General features: G+C 36.1%; 25 protein-coding genes. All 25 read right to left on the bottom strand.

Annotated elements, in window-relative coordinates; genetic code table 11:
* Nucleotides 1-201: 201 nt before the first annotated feature.
* The 25 genes from F3D68_RS11265 to F3D68_RS07750 all read right to left on the bottom strand — a co-directional run bounded on the left by F3D68_RS11265 (nucleotide 202) and on the right by F3D68_RS07750 (nucleotide 25852).
* Entirely contained in the window at nucleotides 202-354 is a 153-nt protein-coding gene (locus F3D68_RS11265) for a hypothetical protein (protein WP_191092753.1), read from the bottom strand.
* An 8-nt stretch (nucleotides 355-362) separates the two neighbouring features.
* Complete coding sequence (locus F3D68_RS07860) at nucleotides 363-842, bottom strand: GNAT family N-acetyltransferase (RefSeq protein ID WP_151193894.1); 480 nt, start codon at nucleotides 840-842, stop codon at nucleotides 363-365.
* Between the two features lie 19 nt (nucleotides 843-861).
* Entirely contained in the window at nucleotides 862-1725 is an 864-nt protein-coding gene (locus F3D68_RS07855; protein ID WP_151193893.1) for a hypothetical protein, read from the bottom strand.
* Between the two features lie 8 nt (nucleotides 1726-1733).
* Complete coding sequence (locus F3D68_RS07850; RefSeq protein ID WP_151193892.1) at nucleotides 1734-2696, bottom strand: hypothetical protein; 963 nt, start codon at nucleotides 2694-2696, stop codon at nucleotides 1734-1736.
* A gap of 127 nt (nucleotides 2697-2823) precedes the next feature.
* Nucleotides 2824-5010 (bottom strand): TraM recognition domain-containing protein, encoded by a 2187-nt coding sequence (locus F3D68_RS07845; protein ID WP_318010183.1) that lies wholly within the window; start codon nucleotides 5008-5010, stop codon nucleotides 2824-2826.
* Nucleotides 5011-5337: 327 nt separating this feature from the next.
* The gene (locus F3D68_RS11260; RefSeq protein WP_191092752.1) at nucleotides 5338-5499 is read right to left on the bottom strand and encodes a hypothetical protein; all 162 of its coding nucleotides are present in this window, start codon (nucleotides 5497-5499) and stop codon (nucleotides 5338-5340) included.
* Nucleotides 5500-5714: 215 nt separating this feature from the next.
* Nucleotides 5715-6173, bottom strand: a complete 459-nt coding sequence (locus F3D68_RS07840) for a hypothetical protein (protein ID WP_151193891.1) — start codon at nucleotides 6171-6173, stop codon at nucleotides 5715-5717.
* A gap of 15 nt (nucleotides 6174-6188) precedes the next feature.
* Nucleotides 6189-6863 carry a DotI/IcmL/TraM family protein gene (locus tag F3D68_RS07835; protein WP_151193890.1) on the bottom strand — a complete coding sequence of 225 codons (675 nt, stop codon included), beginning with the start codon at nucleotides 6861-6863 and terminating at the stop codon, nucleotides 6189-6191.
* Nucleotides 6864-6875: 12 nt separating this feature from the next.
* Nucleotides 6876-7625 carry a hypothetical protein gene (locus F3D68_RS07830; protein WP_151193889.1) on the bottom strand — a complete coding sequence of 250 codons (750 nt, stop codon included), beginning with the start codon at nucleotides 7623-7625 and terminating at the stop codon, nucleotides 6876-6878.
* Nucleotides 7622-8140, bottom strand: a complete 519-nt coding sequence (locus F3D68_RS07825; protein WP_151193888.1) for a hypothetical protein — start codon at nucleotides 8138-8140, stop codon at nucleotides 7622-7624. Before F3D68_RS07825 ends, F3D68_RS07830 begins: the two co-directional genes overlap by 4 nt.
* Nucleotides 8141-8179: 39 nt before the next feature.
* Nucleotides 8180-9319, bottom strand: a complete 1140-nt coding sequence (locus F3D68_RS07820) for a hypothetical protein (protein WP_151193887.1) — start codon at nucleotides 9317-9319, stop codon at nucleotides 8180-8182.
* 18 nt (nucleotides 9320-9337) lie between these two features.
* Nucleotides 9338-10366 carry a hypothetical protein gene (locus F3D68_RS07815; protein WP_151193886.1) on the bottom strand — a complete coding sequence of 343 codons (1029 nt, stop codon included), beginning with the start codon at nucleotides 10364-10366 and terminating at the stop codon, nucleotides 9338-9340.
* Complete coding sequence (locus F3D68_RS07810; RefSeq protein ID WP_151193885.1) at nucleotides 10363-13353, bottom strand: hypothetical protein; 2991 nt, start codon at nucleotides 13351-13353, stop codon at nucleotides 10363-10365. The genes F3D68_RS07815 and F3D68_RS07810 overlap by 4 nt, the downstream gene beginning before the upstream one ends.
* 16 nt (nucleotides 13354-13369) lie before the next feature.
* Nucleotides 13370-14224: a hypothetical protein gene (locus F3D68_RS07805; protein WP_151193884.1), complete on the bottom strand. Its 855-nt coding sequence runs from the start codon at nucleotides 14222-14224 to the stop codon at nucleotides 13370-13372.
* Between the two features lie 174 nt (nucleotides 14225-14398).
* A complete protein-coding gene (locus F3D68_RS07800; protein WP_151193883.1) occupies nucleotides 14399-16042 on the bottom strand; it encodes an NAD+ synthase in 1644 nt (547 codons plus the stop codon).
* 18 nt (nucleotides 16043-16060) lie between these two features.
* Nucleotides 16061-16840: an ABC transporter permease gene (locus F3D68_RS07795; RefSeq protein WP_151193882.1), complete on the bottom strand. Its 780-nt coding sequence runs from the start codon at nucleotides 16838-16840 to the stop codon at nucleotides 16061-16063.
* Between the two features lie 9 nt (nucleotides 16841-16849).
* On the bottom strand, nucleotides 16850-17776 hold the full coding sequence (locus F3D68_RS07790; protein WP_151193881.1) for an ABC transporter ATP-binding protein: 927 nt from the start codon (nucleotides 17774-17776) through the stop codon (nucleotides 16850-16852).
* A 78-nt stretch (nucleotides 17777-17854) separates the two neighbouring features.
* Nucleotides 17855-19204: an MFS transporter gene (locus F3D68_RS07785; protein ID WP_151193880.1), complete on the bottom strand. Its 1350-nt coding sequence runs from the start codon at nucleotides 19202-19204 to the stop codon at nucleotides 17855-17857.
* Nucleotides 19205-19222: 18 nt separating this feature from the next.
* Entirely contained in the window at nucleotides 19223-20242 is a 1020-nt protein-coding gene (locus F3D68_RS07780; protein WP_191092754.1) for an inorganic phosphate transporter, read from the bottom strand.
* A complete protein-coding gene (locus F3D68_RS07775; protein WP_117003557.1) occupies nucleotides 20242-20889 on the bottom strand; it encodes a DUF47 domain-containing protein in 648 nt (215 codons plus the stop codon). Before F3D68_RS07775 ends, F3D68_RS07780 begins: the two co-directional genes overlap by 1 nt.
* A 103-nt stretch (nucleotides 20890-20992) precedes the next feature.
* Entirely contained in the window at nucleotides 20993-22183 is a 1191-nt protein-coding gene (locus F3D68_RS07770; protein ID WP_151193878.1) for an MFS transporter, read from the bottom strand.
* A 14-nt stretch (nucleotides 22184-22197) separates the two neighbouring features.
* Entirely contained in the window at nucleotides 22198-22968 is a 771-nt protein-coding gene (locus F3D68_RS07765) for a LuxR C-terminal-related transcriptional regulator (protein ID WP_151193877.1), read from the bottom strand.
* A gap of 296 nt (nucleotides 22969-23264) precedes the next feature.
* The gene (locus tag F3D68_RS07760) at nucleotides 23265-23741 is read right to left on the bottom strand and encodes a GNAT family N-acetyltransferase (RefSeq protein WP_191092751.1); all 477 of its coding nucleotides are present in this window, start codon (nucleotides 23739-23741) and stop codon (nucleotides 23265-23267) included.
* Nucleotides 23742-23780: 39 nt separating this feature from the next.
* On the bottom strand, nucleotides 23781-24935 hold the full coding sequence (locus F3D68_RS07755; RefSeq protein ID WP_151193875.1) for a DotG/IcmE/VirB10 family protein: 1155 nt from the start codon (nucleotides 24933-24935) through the stop codon (nucleotides 23781-23783).
* Between the two features lie 17 nt (nucleotides 24936-24952).
* Entirely contained in the window at nucleotides 24953-25852 is a 900-nt protein-coding gene (locus F3D68_RS07750; RefSeq protein ID WP_151193874.1) for a DotH/IcmK family type IV secretion protein, read from the bottom strand.
* Between the last annotated feature and the right edge of the window lie 42 nt (nucleotides 25853-25894).

The following is a 25894-nucleotide window of genomic DNA, read 5'->3' as shown; positions in this document are numbered from 1 at the left end:
CACTAAAGCCTGATTTAGCAGCGCAGCCAATCTGGGTGAGTTTATCTTCTTGTCTGAGTTTCATGTATAGCTTTACCTGTTCTGTTGTGACTCGTTTTCTTGCCATACCTTAATCTTAACTATCTGCAGCTTTATTGATTAAGGAATAGCCTACATGATTTAACCGGCAATTCTAGTTGTCGTGACCGGTAAAGCTAATTGTCACCTAATAGGATGCAATGCATTATCATCATCAGAAACATTATTGTTTAATTTAGACAGTCCTTTTGCTAACTTTGCAAATTCTTGTTTTCTTTCATTTATTTTGTTTAAATATTTTATATCTCGTTTTTTATTTATAGCTTCACTTTCCATTATTAACCTCATTTTTTAATTGTTGCAAAACCTGTTTTAATATAAAGAGAAATTGCTGCACTATTATCAGCGCGAACCTTAAGTTTCAACGATTTAATTATATTGCTATTGCCAACATATCGTTGATACATCAAGGATATAAAATGCTGTGCCACACCGATTCTGCGATAGTTTTTTGAAACGACAAAATCACTCAACCAAATAGCATCGCCTCGTTTTTCAACTGCCGCAAGTGCAACTGTATCGCCACTTTTATCCTGCAATGCCCATAAATCACTTTGTAGATCTTTAGCAATACTATCCAGCATAAGCCAAGCATCAATTGATTGTTTTCCAAAACCATCTGCATAAATCATAGCCATTTGTGTTGTAATAGCTTGGTTATGTAAATCAAACATACTCAATGCCATTACTGGTATTTTCGTTATAGACGGCGCTTTTTTTAACTCCATTATTTTTATATTTTCATAAAATACTTTTACACTCATTCAGATCTCCACAATGACTCTAGGAATGATCAATGCTATTTTCAGTATCAATATTTTCTTCTTGAAACTTCATCATAGCTATTGGTTGCTTGATTCTTTGATGCTGATCATCCTCACCAACAAAGGCTCTTGTATACTGATCTCGAATCTTGTGATATTCTTCTATTTCGTTATCATCAACAATGTCCCAGCCTTCATCCTCAGACATACTTTTCTGCTTCATGATTGAAAAAGGGTTATCCTGAGAGATGTCACTTTTTTGCTCTTCATCTTCTTTATTGCACTCTTGGTTGATATTTTTTTCAAAAAAATCTTCATTCAGATCTTCACTACTTTCATCATATTCGAGTCTGGCGTCAAACCCATTATCCATCCACTGAGGGTCTATGTTTTTCATCCACGGGATTACTTTTTCTTCTATGTTCTGAACCTCATTGTCTTGAAGGTTAAAGGTTGTTTCATGTTGAATATCGATCTGCGTATTTAGCTCATTGTATTTCTTTCCAAAACCTGCATCCAACTTTAAACTATCTAAAGCATCTTCTAAAAAAGGTAGTGTTCCATGATTTAAATAAAAGGCTTGTGCAAGACACTCAATATTCTTAAGCCTTGATGCTGAATTATCCTTACTAAAGGATTTTATTACTTCAAGTACTTCTTCACCATATACTGCATATTCAGTTCCCCTAGGCACAAAAGGTTTGGTATAGCGAAATCCATCATGATGCTTATCAAACCCCTCAAAAGGAAGCCAACAGTTTGGCATCCCTGAGTTATTCCCAGTTGATTGATACCAAGCTTGTCCATTTATCACTGTCACCTCACGCTTTTCGCCATTTCTAGAGATTAATGTGCACGATTTAGTTGTTAATTTTCTTTCCATATATTCTCCTACAGCTGTGCTGAATGGTTATCTAATGTTTTTGCTTCTTCTTTTATTGCATTTGAAAAGGATAGCTGAGCTATATGTCTTTTATGTCCTTTGACCATAGTGTCTTGATTGCACTTTTTCCTCATTTTATAACCACTAAACTCAGTTTTGACTTCATCAAATGGATACTCTGGAATTTTACGATCGATTATCAACGTTTTTTCAATTTTTTCCTCTTCTATCCCAGGAAGTACGTTCTTGTATATATTTTTTTTGGTAAATTTATCCTCGAATTCTTTATTGAAGACCATCGTGAAAGGTTTTTTGAGGATAGTGTGGTTGCCATTTAAAATGGCTTTTGAGTAACCATTTGCAGCTTTTTTTAATTTATCCTCATGTGTTGGCTCGTTCTCCCTATAAGCGTCTGATCTTTCTTTAATTACCCCTGTATCAATAAGAACAGCAGTTCCACTATCAGAAAACATTATATTTCCAGAATGAAGGTCAGGTAACACAAACTCTTTTGGTTTTGAAAATTGAGCGTCTGGAACTTCCCATGGATTATGATAGTACATCATTTCATATTTTTTATATTCTTTCCTATAGCTCTCCAATAATTGATCATCACCGTCAATGATTTCCTGATAGGTTCTACCATTTATCAATGGCATTTCCATGATGGTTACTTTATCACCAGAAACCATGATATGCTCACCATTTTTCAAGTGCATATCAATATCAACATTAGCTTCTAAACTCCTCGCAGTAGCTAAATGATATCTATAAGAGTCTTTTTGAATTTTATTAAAGTTTTCTGCTTCTATCGCTAAATCTTCCAGTTGATTATATTTTTTAGGATCTCCATATATAAGCTTAACAGCCACTTCGTCACCTTGTTTATTTATAGCTTTAAATACTGCACCAATAGCTCCAGCACCCAAAAGCTCAATATTGGAATATCCATCAATCTTTAATTTTGTCATTTTCATTCACCTTTTAAATTTATATTTTCTTTAACTGCATTAAAATTTGCCTCATTATCAAAGACTCTGTCTAATATTACACTTCTATTGCTTCGCTCGATAAATATCCTTACTTTGTATATCTATTTTAAATTTCCAAACTCAATTGCCCAATCAATATCATTGCCATTGCTTTGGCGTCATCAACGGCCTGTTGTACAGAGTTTCCAGTTTGCAAGCTTGCAAAATAAAAACTATATATGTTTTCTTCTATATCAATAACTTCACCATCGATAAAACGCTCTGGATCAAATTCTTCTTCTACCTCTTTTATTATTTGACTAATCAACTCTTCATGATCTATTAAGTACTCTGAAAGCTTTAAAGCAATCGTCTTTGCACTGCCATTACAGCTTTTAATAAATTTGCTGAGTTTTTCCAAGTTAGCACAACGTTTTTGCTTTAGTTGTACACAAGCTATTGACTCTATAAATGCCTGCGTATCGAACGCTTTAATGTAACTTAATCGCCTTCTTTCACTCACCGAAATAATCGGATAAGGTATAAATTCATTTACATTGATATAATCTGCCGTTTTTGGGTTAGCGTAATACATGTTAGCGCGCACTATTTCCGATTTAAAGAATACATGTGCTTGACCCTCTCGTTGATCTTTTAAATCCATCAAGTCAATGCGTGCTCGTTTTTCAAAACCAACTTCGCCACCATCTTTATAGTTGAGGTTAACACCTTGACCATTGTTGAAGCCTCTAGTTAATGCAACTGTTGCTTCTCCAGCTGTTTTATTAAAGAAGTCCCAAGTTTCTTGCGGATCTTCTAACTTCATACAAATCTTGATGTTAGTATTAGCGCAAATTGATGCTGCCTCTTCTTTCGAGGCTTTCTGAAAAGCCGGTAAATCTTGTCCGGCAAATACCACTGAAAAGCCGAGTGATCTGGCCTGAGCTGGCACTACAGCAAAGCCCTCTACCGCATAATAACCATACTCATCTAACACACATAAAAATGGCGTTTCTGAATTTGACGGCTTTGACTCAACAATATTTTTATACTGCCCTTGCACATGGCTTCCCAAACCTGAGGCTAACATCGCTTTTAACGATGAGATAATCAGTTTGCCCAAGTTTGATAGCTCGTCAGGTGATTTCTCAAGCGCTGGCAGTAACACAACCAAGATTCTACGGTTTAAAATTACATCTGTGAAGTCTACTTCTGCCAAATTGCTGCGCATAATATGTCCATACACATCTGCTAATGATCCAAAAATACGCGTCAACTGCATTGAGATATAGCCGTGTTGCTCGTAGGTTTTATCCGATTGCTTGCCTACATTTGCAGCCTGAAACCCTGGCAGTGTAAATAAATAGTTTTTAAGTGGATCAGTGACTTCAAAAGGTAAATCATGATCTAATTCAATTACTTCCCCAAATGGATCAATAAATTTGCGGCTATAAATCAAATCCTCAACGACATCCAGCACTAAATAACGACGAATGGTGCCCGCATCCAATAAAAGATAGTCTTTATCTCTCAGATATACCAAACACTTCATTAACGCTTCAACAAATGATATCGCACGCCCTTTCCACATATCACCATCACCACCAGCTTTACTTCCCCCCATCATGCTAACAATTAACTGTGTTAACATACTAGAAGACCCTGTAGAGAAAGGATTCAATGTATTAGAGAGCTTATTGCTTTGCTTACCGATAATATCAGTTCCACCCGTCATAAAATTAACCACGAGAACATCATCTTCACGTCCCATGCTTTTCGCCATCGAATACATCTTGGCATAAAGTGAATTATCCCCCTTACCATCAACATAAATAAGTCCACTATTTTGTGCTAATGCATTATGTGAGATTGACAATAATGATTCGGTTTTACCACTTCCTGTGGAACCAAAAATTAACATATGCGTACGCATATCATTATTATTAAACCAAAGCTCTGAATTAGTGTCTCGATCATTACCAATATGAAAGATGCCATTTGATTTTCCAGGCTTTATTGAACCTGGATTTGGATTATTGGGATCAAGCTCTTTACTAAAAATTGGCTTTTTAAAGGGAATTTTTTTATTTATTGATAAATTAATACTTAGCAAGCTCAGCAGACCTAATAAACACAAATCAAACCATACAGGAAAGAAAAAGTTTGTGACAACCAAACATATACTTAAAAAAATCACTGCTAATGGTGTTTTAACTAAATCAATTGTTTGTGCAAACTGCCCTCTGGTATCACGAATAAGAAAATTATTATTAAGCTCACTTTTCTTACTTATGCCACGAATATTAGCTATCACCTTATACCCCACGGTTGGTTTTTTTCATTCCGGTAAAAAACAAGCGAACTTTACATAGCAAAATAAAATAGCTTATATTCTTACGCTTTAAATAAATCGATACTAATAACGCCAACATGCAAAAGCTTAGTGAGTATAAATTAAAGAAAAACATACAGATAACAAATGGTATGAATGCAGAAGAATCCAAGCCAAATAAATGGGATGGCAGTGCCGAATAACGCCAATGGTAATTATTTTTCATCTATTTTTAACCTCTTATTAATAATTCAACTTGTTTTTAAAGACAATACACATACTCATTCACACAGCACAGCAGATACCTTGTTATTCTCTATACAAATCACCTTCTTCAAACTCAGTAATTAAAGGAATATCCTCAACTGGAATACCCTGTTGATATAATTTAATTGCTTTGATAACGCTCTGCTGACATATTTTCTGTACCTTCAGAAGAAGCAATTGATAATTTTGAGCTGTATTTTGCATTTGATATCTCCTTTATTTACTCGATTATTTTTAACCAAAATATATTATAAATTTAACCCTATTCTAGCATTGTGAAACATTAAAAAAAGATCATATTACGCACACATATTTTTATAAATGTGTCAGTATCACAAAACCATAACTGACCAAATTATGTTTAAAAAAGCAACTCTCAGAGCAAATTATTAAATGACATTTAGTATGAGGCTAAACTTCTAGAGATAATTATCAATTCCCCGCTGAATGTTACGCTCATTAATACTCTCATTTTTATTTGTATCAATCATCATAAAGGGAAGCAAGGTTTCTCTATTCCAAAATGTATTTTCGCTATTTAATGAACTTGCCAAATTATTTGCAATTGTATTTGGAAACTCGCCTTTCTTCTTTACTTCTAAGCAATAATCATCTTCAAATTTTGCAAGTAGACTTAAAGATTCTTTTGTTGCCTCTTGATCCAGAATCTCATTCAGCTGTTGGCACTTTTCCTTAGATAACTCTTGATTTGGTCTCTCAACCATTGCATTCATAAAATCCGACCCATAATTATTCAAATTAAATGCCTTATATATACCGTCTCTTATATCTCTTACTGTTAGATTGGGGGCATCAAAATCAACAGTCTTTATCTCTTTAATCTTTTCTGACTTGATACCTGTAGGTTTACTTTGCATAATTAATCTCCTCTACTATATGTTATTTTTTCTTGTTAATACTTGTGCAATCTTTAGTTCTCCGCCATCTGCCTTTGAGGAAAATACTACCATAGTGATAGTGTACTCCATAGAAGATACAACTTCTTTATTAGCGGTCTCGACAAGTACTCTAGCGCTCACTTTCCACGCTTTTTGATTTTCAAATGAACCATCAGCAAGTACTTCCGGAGGGTTTAACATCGAAGCTTTATACACTAGCTTATCTTTTTTTACTGTTTGAACAATTTTTTCCATTTCTTTGATATAAGAATTAAAGGCTCCTGGAGCAAAATATTGACGCTGAGCGTTTAATTGCTGTTCTATGTTTAAGAAGTCTAACTGATAAAGTGTTGTTGCCACCTGTGCCATCCAATTAGAAACACTTTCATTTGAAAACGCACTGTCTTTATTAGGCTCAAGCTGTACCATCATTCCATTTCGATCAGTTGCAAAATATAAAACATGGTGTGTAGTTTTATATAGATACCCTATAAATAATATTAATAAAATAATGGCTGCGATTAGTAGCAGTATCACTTTTTTACACAATTGATAGGCATTTTTATAGAACATATTTCGTTGTACGATATTGTGGATAATCGTTTGCATATCATCTGTTGAATCAATAGATTGATCTGCAATTGCAGCTTCTATATTATTTTCTCTCATCTCCAACCCTCTCTATAAACACATTAATTTACCATGCTCTTTATCTACTTGAACTTGCTGTTGAATCGTTGATACAACCCAAAGGGCTCTTAGTATATTGTATAAACTTTTGGACAGCTGTATTTGCTGTGCACCTATATATACATAACCTGAATTTTTCGATTTAATTCCCATGTAATACTGGAGCTCTTGCTCACAACGCACTACAAACTGTTTAAATGGACTTAAAGAATCCATATTGACCTCTTTGCCAACTTTCTCTTCATCAACGATAAATGTAATCTCATTGTTAAAGTAATTTCTAATCACTTCATGCAGAGTAAGATGACTAAATTTAAACACCTCTTGATACTGATCAAACTCAAATAAAGCGCTTACTTTATATGATTTCTCAAACAACAAATTAATCTGATAAATCATATTACATACTACATCAGTTTCTTTATGTTCTTTCAGCAGCCTGAATAGCTTACTAAAAATTGTTGAATTTTCTACGTTTAGCTGATGCATACAATAAATTATTTGGCTTGGCAGATAAATACTATATATTCCGTGTAAGTACTGCAAAATCATTTGATCATCGACCTCATCTTGTTCTAGCAAATCCTCAAAATCTCTCTCAAGTATTGTTGCGTTATAACGATCTTTATCTTCCACTAAATCAGGTAATACTTGAGCATCTAGTTGCTGTAATATCGTTAATAAGAGATTATTATGATACCCTTGCCAATATGCTCGTGCCTTATCTACAATATCCTTCATTGGGTTTTACCCTCTCTATCAAAATTTAAATAATCCAATGGCAATAACTTTAGTTGAGAAATATCTTTTATTGCCAGCGTATTCGTTGCTAATAAATAACTCAAAACACCAGGGTTACTAGCCTCATCTGCTAATAACTCCTGGCTTGTCTTCACTTCATCAATAAGTTGCTTGATATACATCTCAAATAACTGTCTTTGCTCCAAAGTCATAAATGGTAAGGCTGCAAATATATGATTAATTTCTGCCTGAGATAATTTATCCATTGGCAACACAATATCTTGACCATCGTAATTAATACTATATTGAGATAAATTCATCACCTTTAAGCAAAATTCACATATAAGCAAATTATTTTCTTCAGCTAGATTTTGTTCATTTCGCAATATTTGAAGTGCTATTTCTTTTGTTGCTTGCAGGTGACAATAACAACAACTACCTTCATGTATTTTTTTGTCATCACTTATACAAAGGTATTCTGGCAGATAATTTGATAATGATAATTCCTTATGCATATAAAATCCTATAAACTGTATAATGGTTTGGAATTAGTATTAGCTAACATAGCTATTATCTTTGACTGAAGCATTCTTATTACGTATATTCTGAGTGAAAGGTAAGATAGCCGTCTGTTTTGAATTGTAATTATCCTGAAAACTCCCCATTTTTTCTCTGGTGCTTTTATTTTCAGAGGTTAAGCGAGAGGCTTTGCTACCCTCTAGCCCGGTATTCTCCGTATCTCTTAGAATTTTTTGGGAGTTTTCAGAATTATCCATTGGTTTTTTTATAGGGTTATCAAAATTACCTTTATCTATGATATACCCTCCTACTTTTTTAACCTTAATATTGCTTGTTAATACAGCAGGAACTGCTAACTCCATTGCCCCTGTATAGTCATGATAACCTTCCCAAATATAGCCTTTACGACCTAATGCTGGCAATATGGCATCGCTACCAATATCAATCTCAAGAGCTTTTGAAAGATGTTTTTTGACTCTATCTACATTAACTTCTTGAATTTTTAAAGATGGGTCTGTACATATTAGTTTTTGCATATTCTCATTACTTGTAATTTTATGCACGGCTATCTCAACTCTACCAAGATTAGTAGACGATAACTTATTCACAATATAGTCCTCTGCAAGCAGATACTGTTCTCTTTCATCACCATTGTTTTTCCTATTCTCACAATAATCCTGAAAGCCTTGGTAATAACTTGATTTTTCAGAAAACAATCCTAATTGCTCAGCATAAGCTCTATAAGCAATGGTGCTTAAATAACCATCTGCAGCATGCTTCTTACTTTTGGCACAATATAACCCATCCCAATTATTTTCCTGATTACTACCTTTTATGAATAATTCCGAGTCAAAGGTATTATAAGCCGATACCCTATAACCTAGATTATCGCCTTTTTTGACGGAAACTTCCTGACAGAATGTGATTGCCGGGTGAGATTCAATCCTGTTTTCAATCTCAGCCCTTATTTCACTTTTAAAGGAATCTTTACCAGCATAGATTCTAGATGCAATTTGTGGGGAGTTAACATTCCTTGCGTTAAAAATTTCATATATATCGTCTAAAAGCTCAACTTTATCTTCTTGCGCTATATCACTATACTGTTCATTAATGACTGATTCTATAATAGCCTTTACTTGAGGTGCTTTTAAATATCTGGTTCCAATCAATATCATAATTTTACTCCTAATTTCCTAATCAACTTCTATATTTCTTAATTTATCTATCACAGCACCCACTAAAGGTTGCTCAATGGCCATTTCTAATTCTTTTTCACGTGTCCAATGCGCAATACCTGCAGCCCCTTCGATAAAAATACTTTTCCGTCCGAGGTTATTTAAGGTGTACCACATCGTGCGATCATATGCTTTTAACCACAAAAAAGAAGATGACGCCAGTATCCCTAGTTTACGTGCATCTGATAATAAACTTAACAACACACCTTGCACATAGAAGTGCACAGAACAAACAGTCTTAATTTCATCCATGGTAAGTAAGTTTTTAGCATGCGTATTTAGTTGAGATTGAAGTAATTTTTTTTTCTTACTTTCTGCTTGGTAAAAAAATCTAGCAGTTTCATCACACAGCGCTAAGGCTTGCTTTATTTTTCCTGTTTTATGTAATGCAAACACGCAAAAAAGTGCCTGATATTCAAATGATAAGCTTTCAAAACTACGCCATCGCTCTCCTATCTGTGCTAATAAAACCTTCTGTGTTCTCATTGTAAAATCCGATTGCAATGGATTAAGTTCATGCGTTAACAGGTACTCTTCTGGCTTTAACGCATTTGATGCTTGATTTAATAAGTCATCCTTGACAGCAGGGGCAATCGCAGGATATTGATCAACCATATTTTGGCAAAGGCTTTGCATATTATATTTTCTTGTAAACTTCTTGGTCGGGTGAAACTTCACACATAAATATCCTCCAAAAACTGCTACTGATGCTAAAACATAAAAATAAACACGACCAACAGTTGCTAAAATCTCCTTAAATAAATGATAATTAAGCTGGTTAATATTTACTGACTGAAGATATAGTAACTCTTGATCAAAGTGATGAGTAAAAAGTGACATAGCTCTTAGTTGCCAAGTTTTTAAAATCAATAATAATGACAGTAACTCCGCCCCATAAAAAAAATAAATTAAATACCCTAAACCACACATCGCAAAAATAGCATATACTACATTCAAGTGATTCTGACTGTCTATTTGCGAGCTCATAACTGCTGCACCTTGTTACCAGTTAGTATTTGAGATTGATCTAGAATCATTCTTTCAATTAAAGCATCTACCGCCTCAGATTTATTGACAGCATTTCGATCCGCATAATATTTAATTTCATCTAATGCCGTGCCTTGAGGATAAAAAAATGCTAAAAGTTTACGTGCTTTCTCAGGAGAAATTTTTTGATATAAATTATCACGCAATAGCACATCCTCAGACCGAGTGGTTAAAGCCCATAATTCAATTGGGCTTAACGTTAAACATAGCGCACGACTATATTTACCGCTGCTAGTGTAAAATTGTGCTAAAAATTCAGCGCCATGAATCGTTGGCGAACTACTATGATGCTTAATACTCTGCAACTCCGTCTCATTTAATGAAAATGTTGACTTAAGCTGATTAAGCATGCTCTGATTGCCTGATCCCATTATAAAAATAGAAGTTGCAAACTCTGTCATTAAGCGACTAAAGTCATCTAAGGATTGAGAACATAAGTTTATTTGAATATTATGTTTTCGCCCCTCTCGCATATCTTTTTGAATTTGGTTGATTAGTGCACTACATTGTTTTGTTCGGTGAAACTCATCATATACCACACGTTTTTTTAGTAACTTAAATTGACTATGTCTGTTCTTATGGTAATGGTAATATTTCTCGTTTTTATCCGTTCGTGTTGGTACATCATGGCGAATAGCATCATTGATGATTTGTCGAGCTAACATGTAAGCGATTGCTGTTTTTTTATCTTCAAAATCACTGCCCCCATGAGTGACCTCTTCTAAATCAAAACCTATAATTTTCTTGTCATAAACATCCAGTTTTGTAACACTTGAAAACATCGGATAAATTTTAATCATGCTTGAAATGGTTCGAGCATATGCATCAATGTAACCTTCCCCACTTGGTAGTTTTGCATTTTGATACATATCTGCAATATTATTCAGCCTAACTGCAATGATCGTGTCACTTAACAGCGGTACTGCATACTTCTGGGCTTGCCTTGCTAAATGATATAATTGATGCTCAAATAATATATCAACGACTTGCCACCATGTTGTTACATCCGTTAGTGCAACATCCAATTCATTTAATTTTTGATCAATTATAGGTTCAAGTCCGTTATGATATTCTTTAGGTGACTGCTCATCTGAATAATAATGATAAACCTCATCTATTATTAAACTGAGCATATTTGCCATACCTTCAGCCAGTATGGTACTGACTTTATCTGACATTAATAGTGTTAAAAAATTTACCAGAAATGCTTTCTTAGCTTCATGAGGTGTACGCAACCCTAAAGACGTATCAAATGGATTAATAGCATCATCTTTTGATAACTGTAACTTATGTGAGCATAGTAAATGGTGATAATTTGAAGGAAGATACTCCTTCAATAATGAAATAATACCATTACTTGATTCGCCAATATCCATAATCCCTAAATAAGGCAGTTCATCGACTTTTGCACCATCTAACATAGCTAAGTTTAATGCATTTAATAATACTGACTTTCCAGAACCTGATTTAGCAAAGATAAGTTCAATCCAACTTGGCTGTAGAGATGAACCACTTTGGTATGGCCAAACCCGACCATCTGGTGTTCTAAATAAAGCGCCCTTATTCCAGACTCGAGCAGGTCTGGAAATGGGTAGCAGCCCTACTACGCCATCTAAAGGTGCTGCTGTTTTTGGTTGATAATCTTTATATTGAATTGCAGGAGCCGTTTGCATTAAAGCAGACAAAGCATCACCATGAACTGATTTAACTTGCATCCCACCCCAACTTTGTAGTGACTTTATCAATTGAGATTTACGCTTAAGTAGCAACTCATCTTGATTAAAGTCACTCCAAGTACAAAAACTTGCTGAAATTTTCACCACTGAATTATCAGTTGACTTCTCAACTTGCTGCAATAAAGCAGCACTATCTAGCAATAATTTATTTTTATGTGAACTAAATGCTAGAAACCTTGCAATAATTGTTTTTAACTTTAATAAGCTAATGCCATTACTTTCTAAACGAAGTGATGCCCAAAAAGGAACTCCTTTAACGCGTAATGAATTAAATAAAGAATCAAAATTTTGTAGCTGTTCTGGAAACAGCGATACTGCAGCATTGAAAAAATCTCGATCCCCATAACGTGCATGACTCATATCTTTGGTTTCACCATCACCTTGTGTTAATAGTTGTTGATCTAGTTTTGGCCACAGCAGTGCACTGATATCTTCATCTGATTTTGGCACATACATAGGAAGGTGGTCACCTGGTAAAACAGGTTTCCAAGTAAGGTCCGTACCTTTAGGGTCAATTTCAATACGTATTGCTTGCAACATTTTATGACTATCTAAAACATTGCAACTGACACCACCTTTTTGTAATGCTAAGATAAATTGCTCGACCGCAGATAAATGACGATGTAATACTTCCACCATAAACTCAGTAACCATTTGTACATTATTTATGGTGGGCAAATTTGCATCATCTGCGCGCTTTTTTTCTTTTTCAATAATTTGTTTGTATTCACTTTTATGAATATCATTAGCATTTGTCCACATGACAATATAAACATCTTCAAAATGGCAATATCTACTCAATGCCTCCATTCTTGCTTGATTAAGATGAGAGAAATCAAGGCAAGTTTTCTTCTTTCCATCACTTTGGATTGGCATTTGCTCAATATCACGAAAAATATTTTGATGGTCACAGGTTACAAAAAATTGAAAGTTGTGCCCCGATGTTTTTAGAAATGGATGCAGCGCCCTATAGTAAGTATCACATAGTTCTGCATATTCTTGTTGATTTACAATTTCAGAAAATCCGTGTACGCGAATCATAGATACAAAGGTTCCATTTTTATTGACAATAGTGGAATGCTCACATGCAGATTCAAAATCACAATACGACTCAATATTTTGCCTGCTCAACGTACTGAAATAAGCAAACAGCTCATCTATTGCTGACGATACTTTTTTTAATAATGTCATAACCTACCTATCATTTCTATTTAAAAACAAACCCAGACTCCATAACCACGCGGTTATTTTTATAATCGACCTCCATAACCTTACCGTAATCAGGAATCTCGTCTCCAGCCATCACAGAAATACTTTTATGATTACTATCACTTAACCACGCATGATCATAACTAATTGCATCTAGCGTTAACTCATCAGATCTGTTACGCATCGATGACTTAAATATTTCAATATCTTTAGCGGCTTTGGCGGTTTTCAATAACGTCATTTGCATATGGCGTATATCATTTGTAAAATCAGTTTTAAATTGATGAAGTTCCTGATTTATCTTTTCGTTTTTACTTACTAATGTTTGCTGGCTTTTCTGCAACGTGTCATAGCCTTTATCTAGCTTGGCAATACGATTTGTGAGCAGCTTAATCTCTTTTTGAACTTCCATAATTTGCTGCTGCGTTTCAAATAAAGCATTGTTTGTTAAACTTTGATTATCTATTTGTGTTTGAGCGTCTTGGTTTGCCTTTTTTTCTGACAATCCATCTGTGACAAATGACTGTTTTTGTATACTTGCCTTAGTTTTTTTTACCCAACCAGTATTTTTAATTGACCTCTCTTGAGTCGTTAACTTATTAGTATCAATATCGCTACTTAGATCAGACACTTCAATATTCAGTTTTTCTTGTTTGCTTAAGCCTTCTTGATAGTAGTTTTGCTCACTTGTTTCCATCGCTTTAGACTTTGGTGGCAAGGTTGGTTTTTCAGCAGTGGCATTGCCATATAGTGCCGCTATTAATACTATTGCAACAGCTCCTGCCACAACTTTGCGTTTCTTATCTTTAAATAAAATACTTTTAATTATTTTAAACGGACTAGCTTTTAACATTACCCTATAGCCTTACTTTTTATACAGTTAATAACATACTGCTAGTTATTGTATAAAAATCTCCCTAAAAGATAAGTCTCATTTATGCACACGAGAGTGCAGCAAATAAGTAACCATTTAATGACCGGAAGCTGTCAAAAGATCATTGTCCTACATAGGCTTGTGGTGCTTTGTCTATGACCGCATAGCCGTGGTTGGCATACGTCGACCCATACCAAACGGGCGACGTTGAATAAATAAAATCTGTGGCGCTTGTTTGCGCTTAAACTCAGCTAACTCTACCAAACGATAAATTCTTTTTTGCTCAGTTAAATCTACTTCAGCAACAATGCTCTCTAGTCGCTTTATTTCATTATCTGCCAGTAAATCACGCTCTAGATATAGCTTAAGCATCGCATCAAGATGATCATAATCCGGTAAACTATCAGAATCCTTTTGCCCTTCGGATAATTCAGCCGATGGTGCTTTATCAATAATGCGTTGCGGGATCAGCTCACCATATGCTTGATTAATATAATTTGATAAAGCATAAACATCATTCTTATATAAATCACCAATGCAATTTAGTGCACCACACATATCACCATAAAGTGTCGCATAGCCCACGGCAAGCTCACTCTTGTTACCCGTTGTCAGCATTAAAAATCCTGTGTCATTGGAGTACTCCATGACAATTCGCCCACGAATACGTGCTTGCATATTTTCTTTGGTCAATTTTTTAGGTTCAGTTCCAAATGCTTTACTAAAGTTGGCACAGGTAAGTAAAAACTCCTCTTTGATTTCACGTGTAAAAAGTTCAATTCCTAAATTCTGGCACAATTCAACTGAATCGCTTACCGAGCCTTCGGAGGAATACACAGAAGGCATCGTAATCGCTTTGACATTATCTTTACCTAAACTCAAAGTAGCAATCGCCAAAGTCAATGCACTATCAATACCACCGGATGAACCAACTACCACACCCTTAAATCCGCACTTATGGACATAATCCTTTAATCCGCATATCAGCTGTTGCAAAACGAATGCTTGTGGGTTGTCTTGATATGGCGCTTTAAGAATTGCTTGTGGTAAGCGTTCAAGATCAATGCTAAAATGTCCCTCTTTAAAACTATCTGCTAATGCAATAAGCTCTGAGTTGGCATTGCATACGAAACTCGCGCCATCATATATCAGCTCATCATAACCACCAACTTGTGAGCTATAGATAACAGGCGCTTTAATTTTTCTGGTAATATTTTTCACAATCTGTAACCGCTGCTCAAACTTACCAAACATCGAAGGCGAAGCATTTACCACAATAAGCGCATCAAGATTTTGCGGTAAATCATCGATAGGATTTGTTAAATAACCTTGATGATTGTCATACCAAATGTCTTCACAGATCAAAATAGCTAAATGCTGACCTTTAAACTTGAAGCTTGGCTTTTTGTTTTGTCCGGCAATAAAATGCCTTGTCTCATCAAAAACCCCATAGCTTGGAATAAGTTGCTTGTGATAACAATGAACAATCTCACCTTCGGCAATGACAAGTGCGCTGTTATGAAATTTTTTAAGTCCTGCTATTGCCGTTGCCGCACCTATTACTACCGCTGTATTCAGCGTTTTTGTAAGCGTTTTAATCTTATCAATGATCTGATTTTGTCTGTTGATTACTTCATCATAAGTCAATAAATCATAGGGATAATAACCGCTGATACAAAGCTCAGAAAACACGATTAAATCCGCTGCTTTGTGCTCATGCATCGCGCGCGAAATTTTTTCAAAGTTATACGTAAAATCAGCAACAGTGTAATTTAGTTGGACGACTGAAATTTTCATCTAATTCCTTTCATTTTCTTAAGACTTTAAACGAATACCACGTGATAGCAAATACCATGCCAAGCTATAAAGAATAGCGATTAATAGCACGATGGCAACTAAAGCAACCACTGGGTTGACAGATGAATAGCCAATAAATGCGTAACGCACAAAATCAACGATATAAAATAACGGATTATATTGCGCGATATGTTGCCAAAATGGTGGTAATGCACTCAAACCATAAAACACGCCACCAAGATAAATCAATGGTGTTAGCACAAAGGTAGGAAAAATAGTCGTGTCATCAAAGCTTTGCGAGAAAATACCATTTAACAGGCCACCCAATGAAAATAAAGTGCCACATAAAATAAATGATAATAGGATTAACAGTAATCCACTAAAGCCTATTGCAATCCCGCCAAATAATCCTGCGACAATCGTCACCATCACCCCAACAAAAAAGCCACGTGCAACACCACCTGATACATAGCCCAAGATAATCAAATGATTAGTTGCCGGAGATACCAAAAGCTCTTGAATGGAGTGATTAAAGCGCGCACCATAAAACGAGCCCACGACATTGGCATATGAGTTATTAATAACTGCCATAATGACAAGACCAGGTGTAATAAAGTGCATATAACCAAAACCATCCATCGTGCCAACGCGCGCACCAACCACTTTCCCAAAAATGAGGAAATACAAACTGATGGTAATCGCTGAAGGTAAAAGGGTTTGCGGCCAAATGCGTAGCACACGCACCACTTCTTTTCTTAATATTGTGTAATAAATAATCCAGTATTCTTTAAATGTCATCTTCCCCACCTATGCCTTATTTCTTGCGACATCAATAAACAGTTTTTCCAGTTTATTTGTTTTTGTCTTAACACTTAATACGTCAATATTCTGCTGACTTAAATCAGCAAATAATTGATTCAATGTCACACTCTTATCGACCTCAATTTCCAAAGTGTTTGAATCAACTAACTGACATTGCCCGTATTCACATTGCATTTGTGACGGTGTTATTGGCTCTTTCAAATCAAAAATATACGTCTCTTTTTCCACTGATCTTAACAGTGTTTTCATATCTGAACTCGTGTGCAATTTACCCTGATGAATTAACGCAATGCGATTACACATGCTCTCAGCTTCTTCAAGATAATGTGTGGTTAAGATAATCGTTAATCCTTCTTTATTTAACGCGCGCATTTGCTCCCATAGTGATTGACGTAGCTCAACATCAACCCCTGCCGTTGGCTCATCCAAGATCAGCACCTTGGGTTTATGAATAAGTGCACGCGCCACCATCAAGCGACGCTTCATACCACCAGATAAAAAACGTACTTGCTCATCCTTTTTATCCCACAACGCCATATCTCTTAACAGCTTTTCAGCATAAGGTTTGGTTGTCTCACGATTAAGCCCAAAGTAGCCTGCCTGTGTTAACAGGATTTGCATCGGTGTTTCAAAGATATTTAAGTTTACCTCTTGTGGCATAACCCCTAGATGCTTGCGCGCCATAAAGGGGGATTTCAGCGTATCATAGCCGCAGATTTCAATGCTGCCGCAGGTTTTATTGACAAGTGCTGAGATCATCCCCAATGTAGTTGATTTACCCGCGCCATTAGGTCCTAATAAGGCAAAGAAATCTCCCGGATATACGTCAAAACTGACATCTTTTACCGCATGAAAGCCACCTTTGTATATCTTATTGACATTAACCAAAGACAGCGCTTTTGTATAATTCATCGTAAACTCGATTATTAATTATAGATAGCTTTGCATTGTAACAGACAATTTATAGCTGACTAGCGGTACGTGCTTTTTTTATAAAACTGATTTCAATGTAACTTCATCAAATATTTTTTTATCAACTTTAAGATAGGCTGCCCCCTCATCTAAACAGACCATTGCCTCCTCAACACCTGGCAAATTAAGAATTTGCTGTTGTAGCGCCTTAGCATCCATATGCTTAGCTTTATTGAGGCTATATAGTTTAGAGCTTAATTGTTTTGGTTTTTGCATCGTTATAGCGATCACAATCCACAACACACCTAACAGACCATTAAAAATAAAAATACCCTGTATACCAAAGTGATGCATGATCACACCACCTAATACGCCACCAAAAAATATACCCAAGAACTGAGCGCTAGAGTAAACACCCATTGCCGTGCCTTTGCTGCTAATTGGTGCCATTTTTGAGATCAGTGACGGCAAAGCTGCTTCAAGCAAGGTAAAGCTTGCAAAATATAATACTAATAAAAGACTCATCACAATGACATGATGATCAAATTCATACAGTAAAAACTGCATTGCCGTAAGAATAATGATCGCACCAACAAAAACAGGCTTCATCAAGTTTTTAGTCTCGGCAATAATGATAAATGGCACCATAAGGAAAAATGAAATAAACAGCACAGGCAAATAAATAATCCACTGTTTATCAATACTCACGCCAATATAGTCAATTAAAATAACCGGAATAGCCAGAAACAATGCCGTTAGCATCGCATGCAAGCTAAAAATACCATAGTTTAAACGCAATAATTCAGGCTTTTTCAATACACTCTTGATTTGACTAGGCGTTGTTTCAGATCCTTTATGAAAAATAATTTTCGTGGGCGTTGGCACACCATAAATTAAGATAACAATACCAATAGCACCTAAAATGGCCGTCAACCAAAAGATACCCGACAAACCAATCCATGTATTTAAAATGGGACCTAGCACCATCGCCCCAATAAAGGATAAACCAATGGTCATACCAATCACTGACATCGCTTTCATGCGATTTTCTTCTTTGGTCGTATCGGCAACTAAAGCCGTAAGTGTACTACCTATGGCACCTGCTCCTTGCAAAGCGCGACCAATAATAATGCCATAGATCGTATGTGACATCGCAGCGATAATGCTACCAATAATAAATACAATTAAACCAAATAAAATCACGGGCTTTCGTCCATACTTATCGGATAGCACACCCAAAACAATCTGTAATAATGCTTGCGTTAAGCCATAAATACCCAACGCCACACCGATTAATGTTGGCGTTGCATCGATAATCTTATCGGCATAAAGACTAAAAATAGGCAAAATAATAAAAAGACCCAGCATTCTAAACGCATAAATACTGGCAATACTTAAGGTGGATTTCTTTTCTGATTTTAACAACATAGTTAAACCTCAATATGACTAAATGTTAACGGATATCCCCAAGTCTCCAAAAAGTGCAAAAAGTAGTTTGTAGGCAATAAAGCTCATCACCATACAGCATGGTAGAGTTAAAAGCCAAGCAGTCGCCATTGTTCTTACCACACGCCAATTAACGCCACCACTTTCAGGATAGCCCGCTCCCATAATTGAGCCGGAAGCAGCTTGCGTGGTACTCACTGGCAAACCTAGATGTGAAGCGCCAAGAATCAGTAAACCTGAGCTCATCTCAGCGGCAAAACCGTTCGCTGGACCAATTTTGGCAACACGTGTGGTTAATGTCTTAATAATGCGCATGCCACCGGATAAGGTACCAAGCGCCATGGTTAATGCACACAAGCAAATCACCCATACAGGAATGTGTGAAACCGTTGTAAGCACACCAAAGCTAAATAATGCCAAGGTAATAATCGACATCGTTTTTTGTGCATCGTTTGAACCATGACTTAATGCCAATAAACTACTAGAGATCACCTGCATCTCGCGAATACGTGCATTTGATTTGCGTGGTGTTTTACGCTTACTTAAGATTCTAAATAGAATAACCACTAAGATCAGTGCTAAGAAAAATGCCAAGATTGGCGATAGCACCATCGGCACAATAATTTTACCAACTAAAATACCATAATGAATCGTATGGACATTACTTGCGGCAATAGCAGCGCCTACCAAAGATCCAATCAGTGCGTGCGATGAACTCGATGGAATACCGAAATACCATGTAAACAGGTTCCAGCTAATCGCAGCGAACAATGCAGCAATTAATACTAAATGTGTTACAACATTGGCATCAACCAAGCCTTTACTAATTGTTGTCGCTACTGCTGTACCAATAAACGCACCGACAAAATTAAAAATTGCGGCAATAATAATCGCTTGATAAGGAGATAATGATTTTGATGCAATCGGTGTTGCTACAACATTGGCAACATCATGAAAACCATTAATAAATTCAAAAAAAAGTGCAATGATGATAATACTAACAAGAACTATCATCATAATTAGATTTCCTTGACGTAAATACGCATCACCGAATCACATAAAGTAGCACTGGTGTCAACCGCTGATTCTACAGCCTTGAATACTTCCTTTAGCTTGATAGTGGTTAATGTGTCGTAATCCGCCTTTTTGATCTGATCAATCGCATCACCCAAATCTTCAACGACATTCTCATCAAGTTCTGTCGCGCGTTGTGATGCAAGCTTAAGCTTCTGACCATCTTTATTTTTAAAGGCAATCAATAAGTCACACAAGGATTTTGTAATCTCTTGTAAGGTGACCACACTGCGAATCAAGCAATCATCGACTTTGCTGTCAATCGCATAAATTTGCATTTTTTTGTTAATTTTAATAATGCGTTTAGTCAGTTTCAGCATAATTCCCGATAAGTGAAAAATATCACCGCGATCAATTGGCGTAATAAACTGCTCATTCAGCTCAACAATGATTTTCTTGTTGATGTCTACCGCATTTTGGCGTTGTTGACGCAATTTAGCCATTAACTCAGTTGCTTTGTAAGCATTTTCTTCATTAACGATATCAACCAGAAGTGACGCTGAGAAATGCACATTTTGTGCCGCCTCAACAAATAAATCAAAAAAAACTTCCCCGCGTGACGGAATCAACGACTTGATAATTTTTCGCAACATAAGCGCATTTTCTTAAAACCTTTCAGGTATCGCCATGATAATCGTATTGACGTAAAACACAACCTTAAACTTTATTTTTTGCAAGATCTTCCACACGCATATGTTACGCCATTTTGCGTCGCATAATTAAAAATAAGATCAACATCAATAATGAAAAGCAAAAGATCCAAGCACCATAAAGGCTTGCCGTATGATCAAGAAAATTTCCGGCAATGAGGTTTATAACACCCGTTAAACTTAAGACAATAGCGGCAGTTAAGCCTGCAGCTAGAGCTGAAGATCCTTTATAACTATCAAGCGATCCACTAATACTTGGTGACATTAAAAATGATGCAGCCATCACGATCACTGACGCCAAAATGGTAAAACGTATTAAATTAAAATGTATTGATTTTGATTGTGTCTCAAAGCAAAGATAACCACTTGCCAAAACAAGTAACATAACACCAATCATTGCTATTGAGCTGGTTTTAAGCTTGAGGATACTCGCACAAAATGATGCCGCCATTGAACCTACGATATACATCACCCCCACAATAGTCAGCACAATACCCACGGTTACATGACTCATATGAAATAAATGTAATACCGTCGGCACCATAATCATCATTAAGAAATATGAGGTATTTGCCAATAGGTTTGATAATAAATAAACACAGAACTTAGGAAGCTTAAATAATCCACATAGTAGTGCTAGCGTATCATTTGCTGAAATAGCGATAGGTTTATTGCTTAGCATCGCTTTTGATCTTAACCTCCATAAACATACACAGGTTAACAAGCCATAAGCCAGTAAGAAGACAAAAACATAGCGCCATCCTAATGCTACTGAAATATATACGGCAATACCCGCTGAGCTAATGTTTGAAAGTGTGCCAAGAATGCCAAGACCCGCAAAGAGTCGGGTACTTGAGTTATTTTCTGCTAAGCTTTTTACTTCCACTGCACCAATAAGCATAAGAATAGATGAAAATACCGCAACCAAAATTCGTGCAATATTAAAAATCATTGCATCCTCAGCAACAACACATACCAACGTGCTTAGCATAAACCCAATAATGGCAACAATGGCTAAATGCATGATTTTTACTTTATCAAAAATAAAACACATGATGAGTTGCGTTACGCCCATGACCAATAAAAACAGCGAAATAGCCACATGAAATATAAAAGCCTCTTGTCCCGTAAAGCTCATTTGAATATCACTCATAATCGGCGCATATAAATCAAGTGACCAGCCAAATGCATAGACGATGGGTGCCAAGAAAAAAATCGATGTTATTTTTTGATTCATGACTTATCCAGTTGTTATAAGACGTAATAGTTTTGAAGTGATTGCATATAATACTGCACAGCACATTTATTATTCATACCAAGTTTCATATAGATATTTTCCCAATGCTTTTGAATAGTCCGTGGTGAGCAGTCAAACTTTTTTGCCAGTGCCGCTGCTGATAGATCAAACTGGCTGATACTTGTGACAATTTCCCGCTCTTTCTCAGACAACAATGCTAGGCGATTTTGTTGTTTAAAAGGAATTGATAAGGTTGAAAGTCTTTCCTGCAAACCTTCTGACTCTCGTCGTTGATTAGGCATAAGAGAGTCAAATAATTTAGGCTGATTATAAAGTTTAATTAAATCTCGGCAATCATTAATGAATTCGCAGTGATCAAACAACCTAAAAACATGAACAGAACGCGGACATATTACATCAACGTTATAACGGTTTTTGCCATCAAAAAACTGAGTGACCAGTCCATCAGCATTATACTCTTCAATAAGCCCACCATCTAACCCATAAACTTGATTAATAATACTAGAATATAAATATTGCCTCGGCATAAGCTGCAGATACTCCATATACGCTGCCATTGATTCAATTTTATGCAAATCTGAATCGATAAAGCGAGAGCATAAATCATTCTGCTGACATATAATGCGTCGCATGCCTTCACCATTTACTTTTTCAATTGACACTCCTAGCAAATGATATTTTTCACAAAAATCTTTGGCGCTATTTTTTAACGACAAACTCAACCGTGGTGTAATTTGCTGATAGTTATATGCAATTGGCTCCATATGTAACTACTGATCCTTTAAATTTATAAGTTGCCTACAATGATCCAAAACAATTTTGAATCTCATTTTTTGCGCATTATGCACACAAAATAAATAACTTTGAATTTAAATAATTTCATTATTATATAACTAAAAGATATAACAAATGATGTTATTAAAATTCTCTTGTTAGGCGCCATCAATCTCTTAGGATAGTTTAAGCTTATTGCAAAGCTTCGGAGGTCCACCATCTCCTAAAACAAGAAATAATCATAACATATAACACCCCATATAAATTTATTTTTATCACACATAATCTAGTCAATTTTCACAAACCCTACCTTTGAATACAGACAAATAGCAGCATTATTCGTCTTACGTACATTGAGTTTTATTTTTTTTACTTCATGATCAGCTTGAATATATTGCTCAAAAATCAGCTTAATAAAATATTGCGCATACCCTTGACGTTGGCAACGTGGATAGATCAAAAAGTCATTAAGCCATATTGCATCCTCATTATGTTTAATTGAGCAAACACCTATAACGTTATCTTGATCATTGATCAATGCAACCACATCAATATTTTTGTCATAAGCTAAATCATATAAAGTTGTCCATGCTTGTTCTACCGGCTGTTTAAAGGCAGCCGCATAGGTACTCGCTAAATTAAGAGAGGGTGCTTGATTATCGAGTGACATCAGCTTAACACCTTCAATCACATGCTTTACTTTAGGCTTATCCAACAATTGCATTGATAGTATTTGCTGATGGCTTATTGAGTTTGAGTTCATGGATATATCATTTTGTTGTGTCAACATCATTTTCTTTCTTTATGCCTCGATATCTGCCATCACTAACACGCCAATACCAGCGCCTTTATCAAGCTTAACCGTTGGTGGACGTGAGAACTCTTTTTCCAATGCACCACTAAATGCAGATCCTACTTGACCAGCTCCAGCATAAAGACCATATTGCATGCTTTCATTGGTACGCCCTGTCGTTGTGGTGCATGGTCCAATTGACCCTGCTGGACATATCGTTGTTGTTTGCATGCCTGACTGTGAGAAATAATTACCAAATCCTTGCAGAAATGCCGCAGCAAATAGACTGCCATAACGCTCAAAATAATGATGGTTAACGGAACTTGCTAAGGCTGATTGTGCTGTTTCTGCATCTACCGCATAAGCAGTTATGGCAATGCTGTGGGCAAAGTCTTTTGAAGATAACTGCGAGAACTTAACAACCAATTTATCATCTTCACGCGCAAAGTTACCAAGCAATTTCGTCCCTTTTAGCTTCCCTTCTACTACCTTTGCCAAAACAGGGGTGTTTGGTTGATCACTATCAAGCTGACTTTGTAATACCGCAAATAAAATATCACCTGCTTTTAGCAATACTTTTTTATTAGCCAAACTTGTTTTATTTTTAATCCCCTCATCATCAATATCAACCGCAGTAAAACTCTGACTACTGACTTGCGCCCCTTTCCAGCTTGCTAATACCTGATTCATATTATCCATCATATTTTGTGAGTTAATCGGCATATAAGCATTCTCATTAGCCTCATTGCTCGACGAAGTTATGAGTGGATTACCTGCTTTTGTTGTTTCAGGGTGATTTTGCACTTGATGATAAAAAGATTTCGGATCCAAACTAGCGCCATTTTGTTGAGGCACTGATTTTGATGTTGCCTGGGTAAATGCAAAACTATCCTCTATATAGCTTTTTCCTTCAGAGTTTGCCTTTTGCAAGGTTGATTTATTTTGTTCATTTACAAGCTGCTGATATTGCTTATTGGTCGTCTGACTTTTATGCGTATTTGGCGAGACATCCACACCAGAGACATAAGAGCCAAGTTGCGCATTATGATCAGTCGCTGGAAAAAGCATGTTGATGATCACAATAAAGATAAAAATCAGTGCCAACACGATCAATAACACTCTTACTCGAGGATGTGCCAATAGTCGTTTTAATATGTTTTTCACACAAAATCCTTATCTTATTAATTACTGATAGTCACATGTTCAATTTGCTGATGATTACTTAAAATCAACAATGGAGTGGGTTCTATTTCATAAGCATTCATCTCACTGCTTCCTAAATTCTGTACACGTGATTTCCACGCCGGTGAAATTAAAGTTGCACTGGTGAGCAATAGATAACGCCCCTGATATTGCCATACTTTAAGATCACTTGCCCCTGTAAAGGTTTTGACTTGTGCCGTTTCAGGGGGAATATCCGAAAGCAAATTAACCAGATAATGAGGTGCAGGTAGTGTGACATCAACTTTATCTGCCTCACTTAAACTGCGTGTTGATACGCGTAAATAATCAAGATAATCCCAATCTTTTTGCCCTGTTAACAAGGTTACCATCACCGGTACATCGAGTCCCTTTAGCATCACTGCCATATTGCTTGTTGCATATGCTTTTAATGCCTGCAGCATAAAAGTGCCACTTTTTTGATCCCATATCACTTTAAATCCGGCATTATCAGCTATTGTAATTTGTTTAATTGGCCAAATACGTCCATTGGCATCTGTCATTACCACTGATGTAATCATATCTAGACCAATCGTCAATATCGGTGGACTAAAAGCCTTACTGGGATCAAGATCAATCAACAAAGTTCTTGAACGTGCCTTACCCTGACTTTCGCCTGGCTTTTGTGCTTGAGCACTTAAACGTTCAGCCACGGCATCTCTAAGCGTATGAATATCAGCCCCTGTTAATGGTAATGCTTGGGCAATTGTCTGATTAAAAGGTTGTTGTGTTGGATTTGTAAAACCGTGTTGCACCAGTCCCATAAGAAGAATACAGCACAGCACATTAAGCAGTAGCATCCGCCCCTTGATAGCGTTACTTAAAAGTGCGCGCTGTATTTGTTTATACTGAGTTTCCATTTGTTAGATATCTCATTAAGTCCCATTATTTCCATACAATAC

Origin of the sequence: Cysteiniphilum sp. JM-1, assembly GCF_008711525.1 — a bacterium.
Taxonomy (GTDB): domain Bacteria; phylum Pseudomonadota; class Gammaproteobacteria; order Francisellales; family Francisellaceae; genus Caedibacter.
This window is presented reverse-complemented; position numbering and strand designations above follow the sequence as displayed.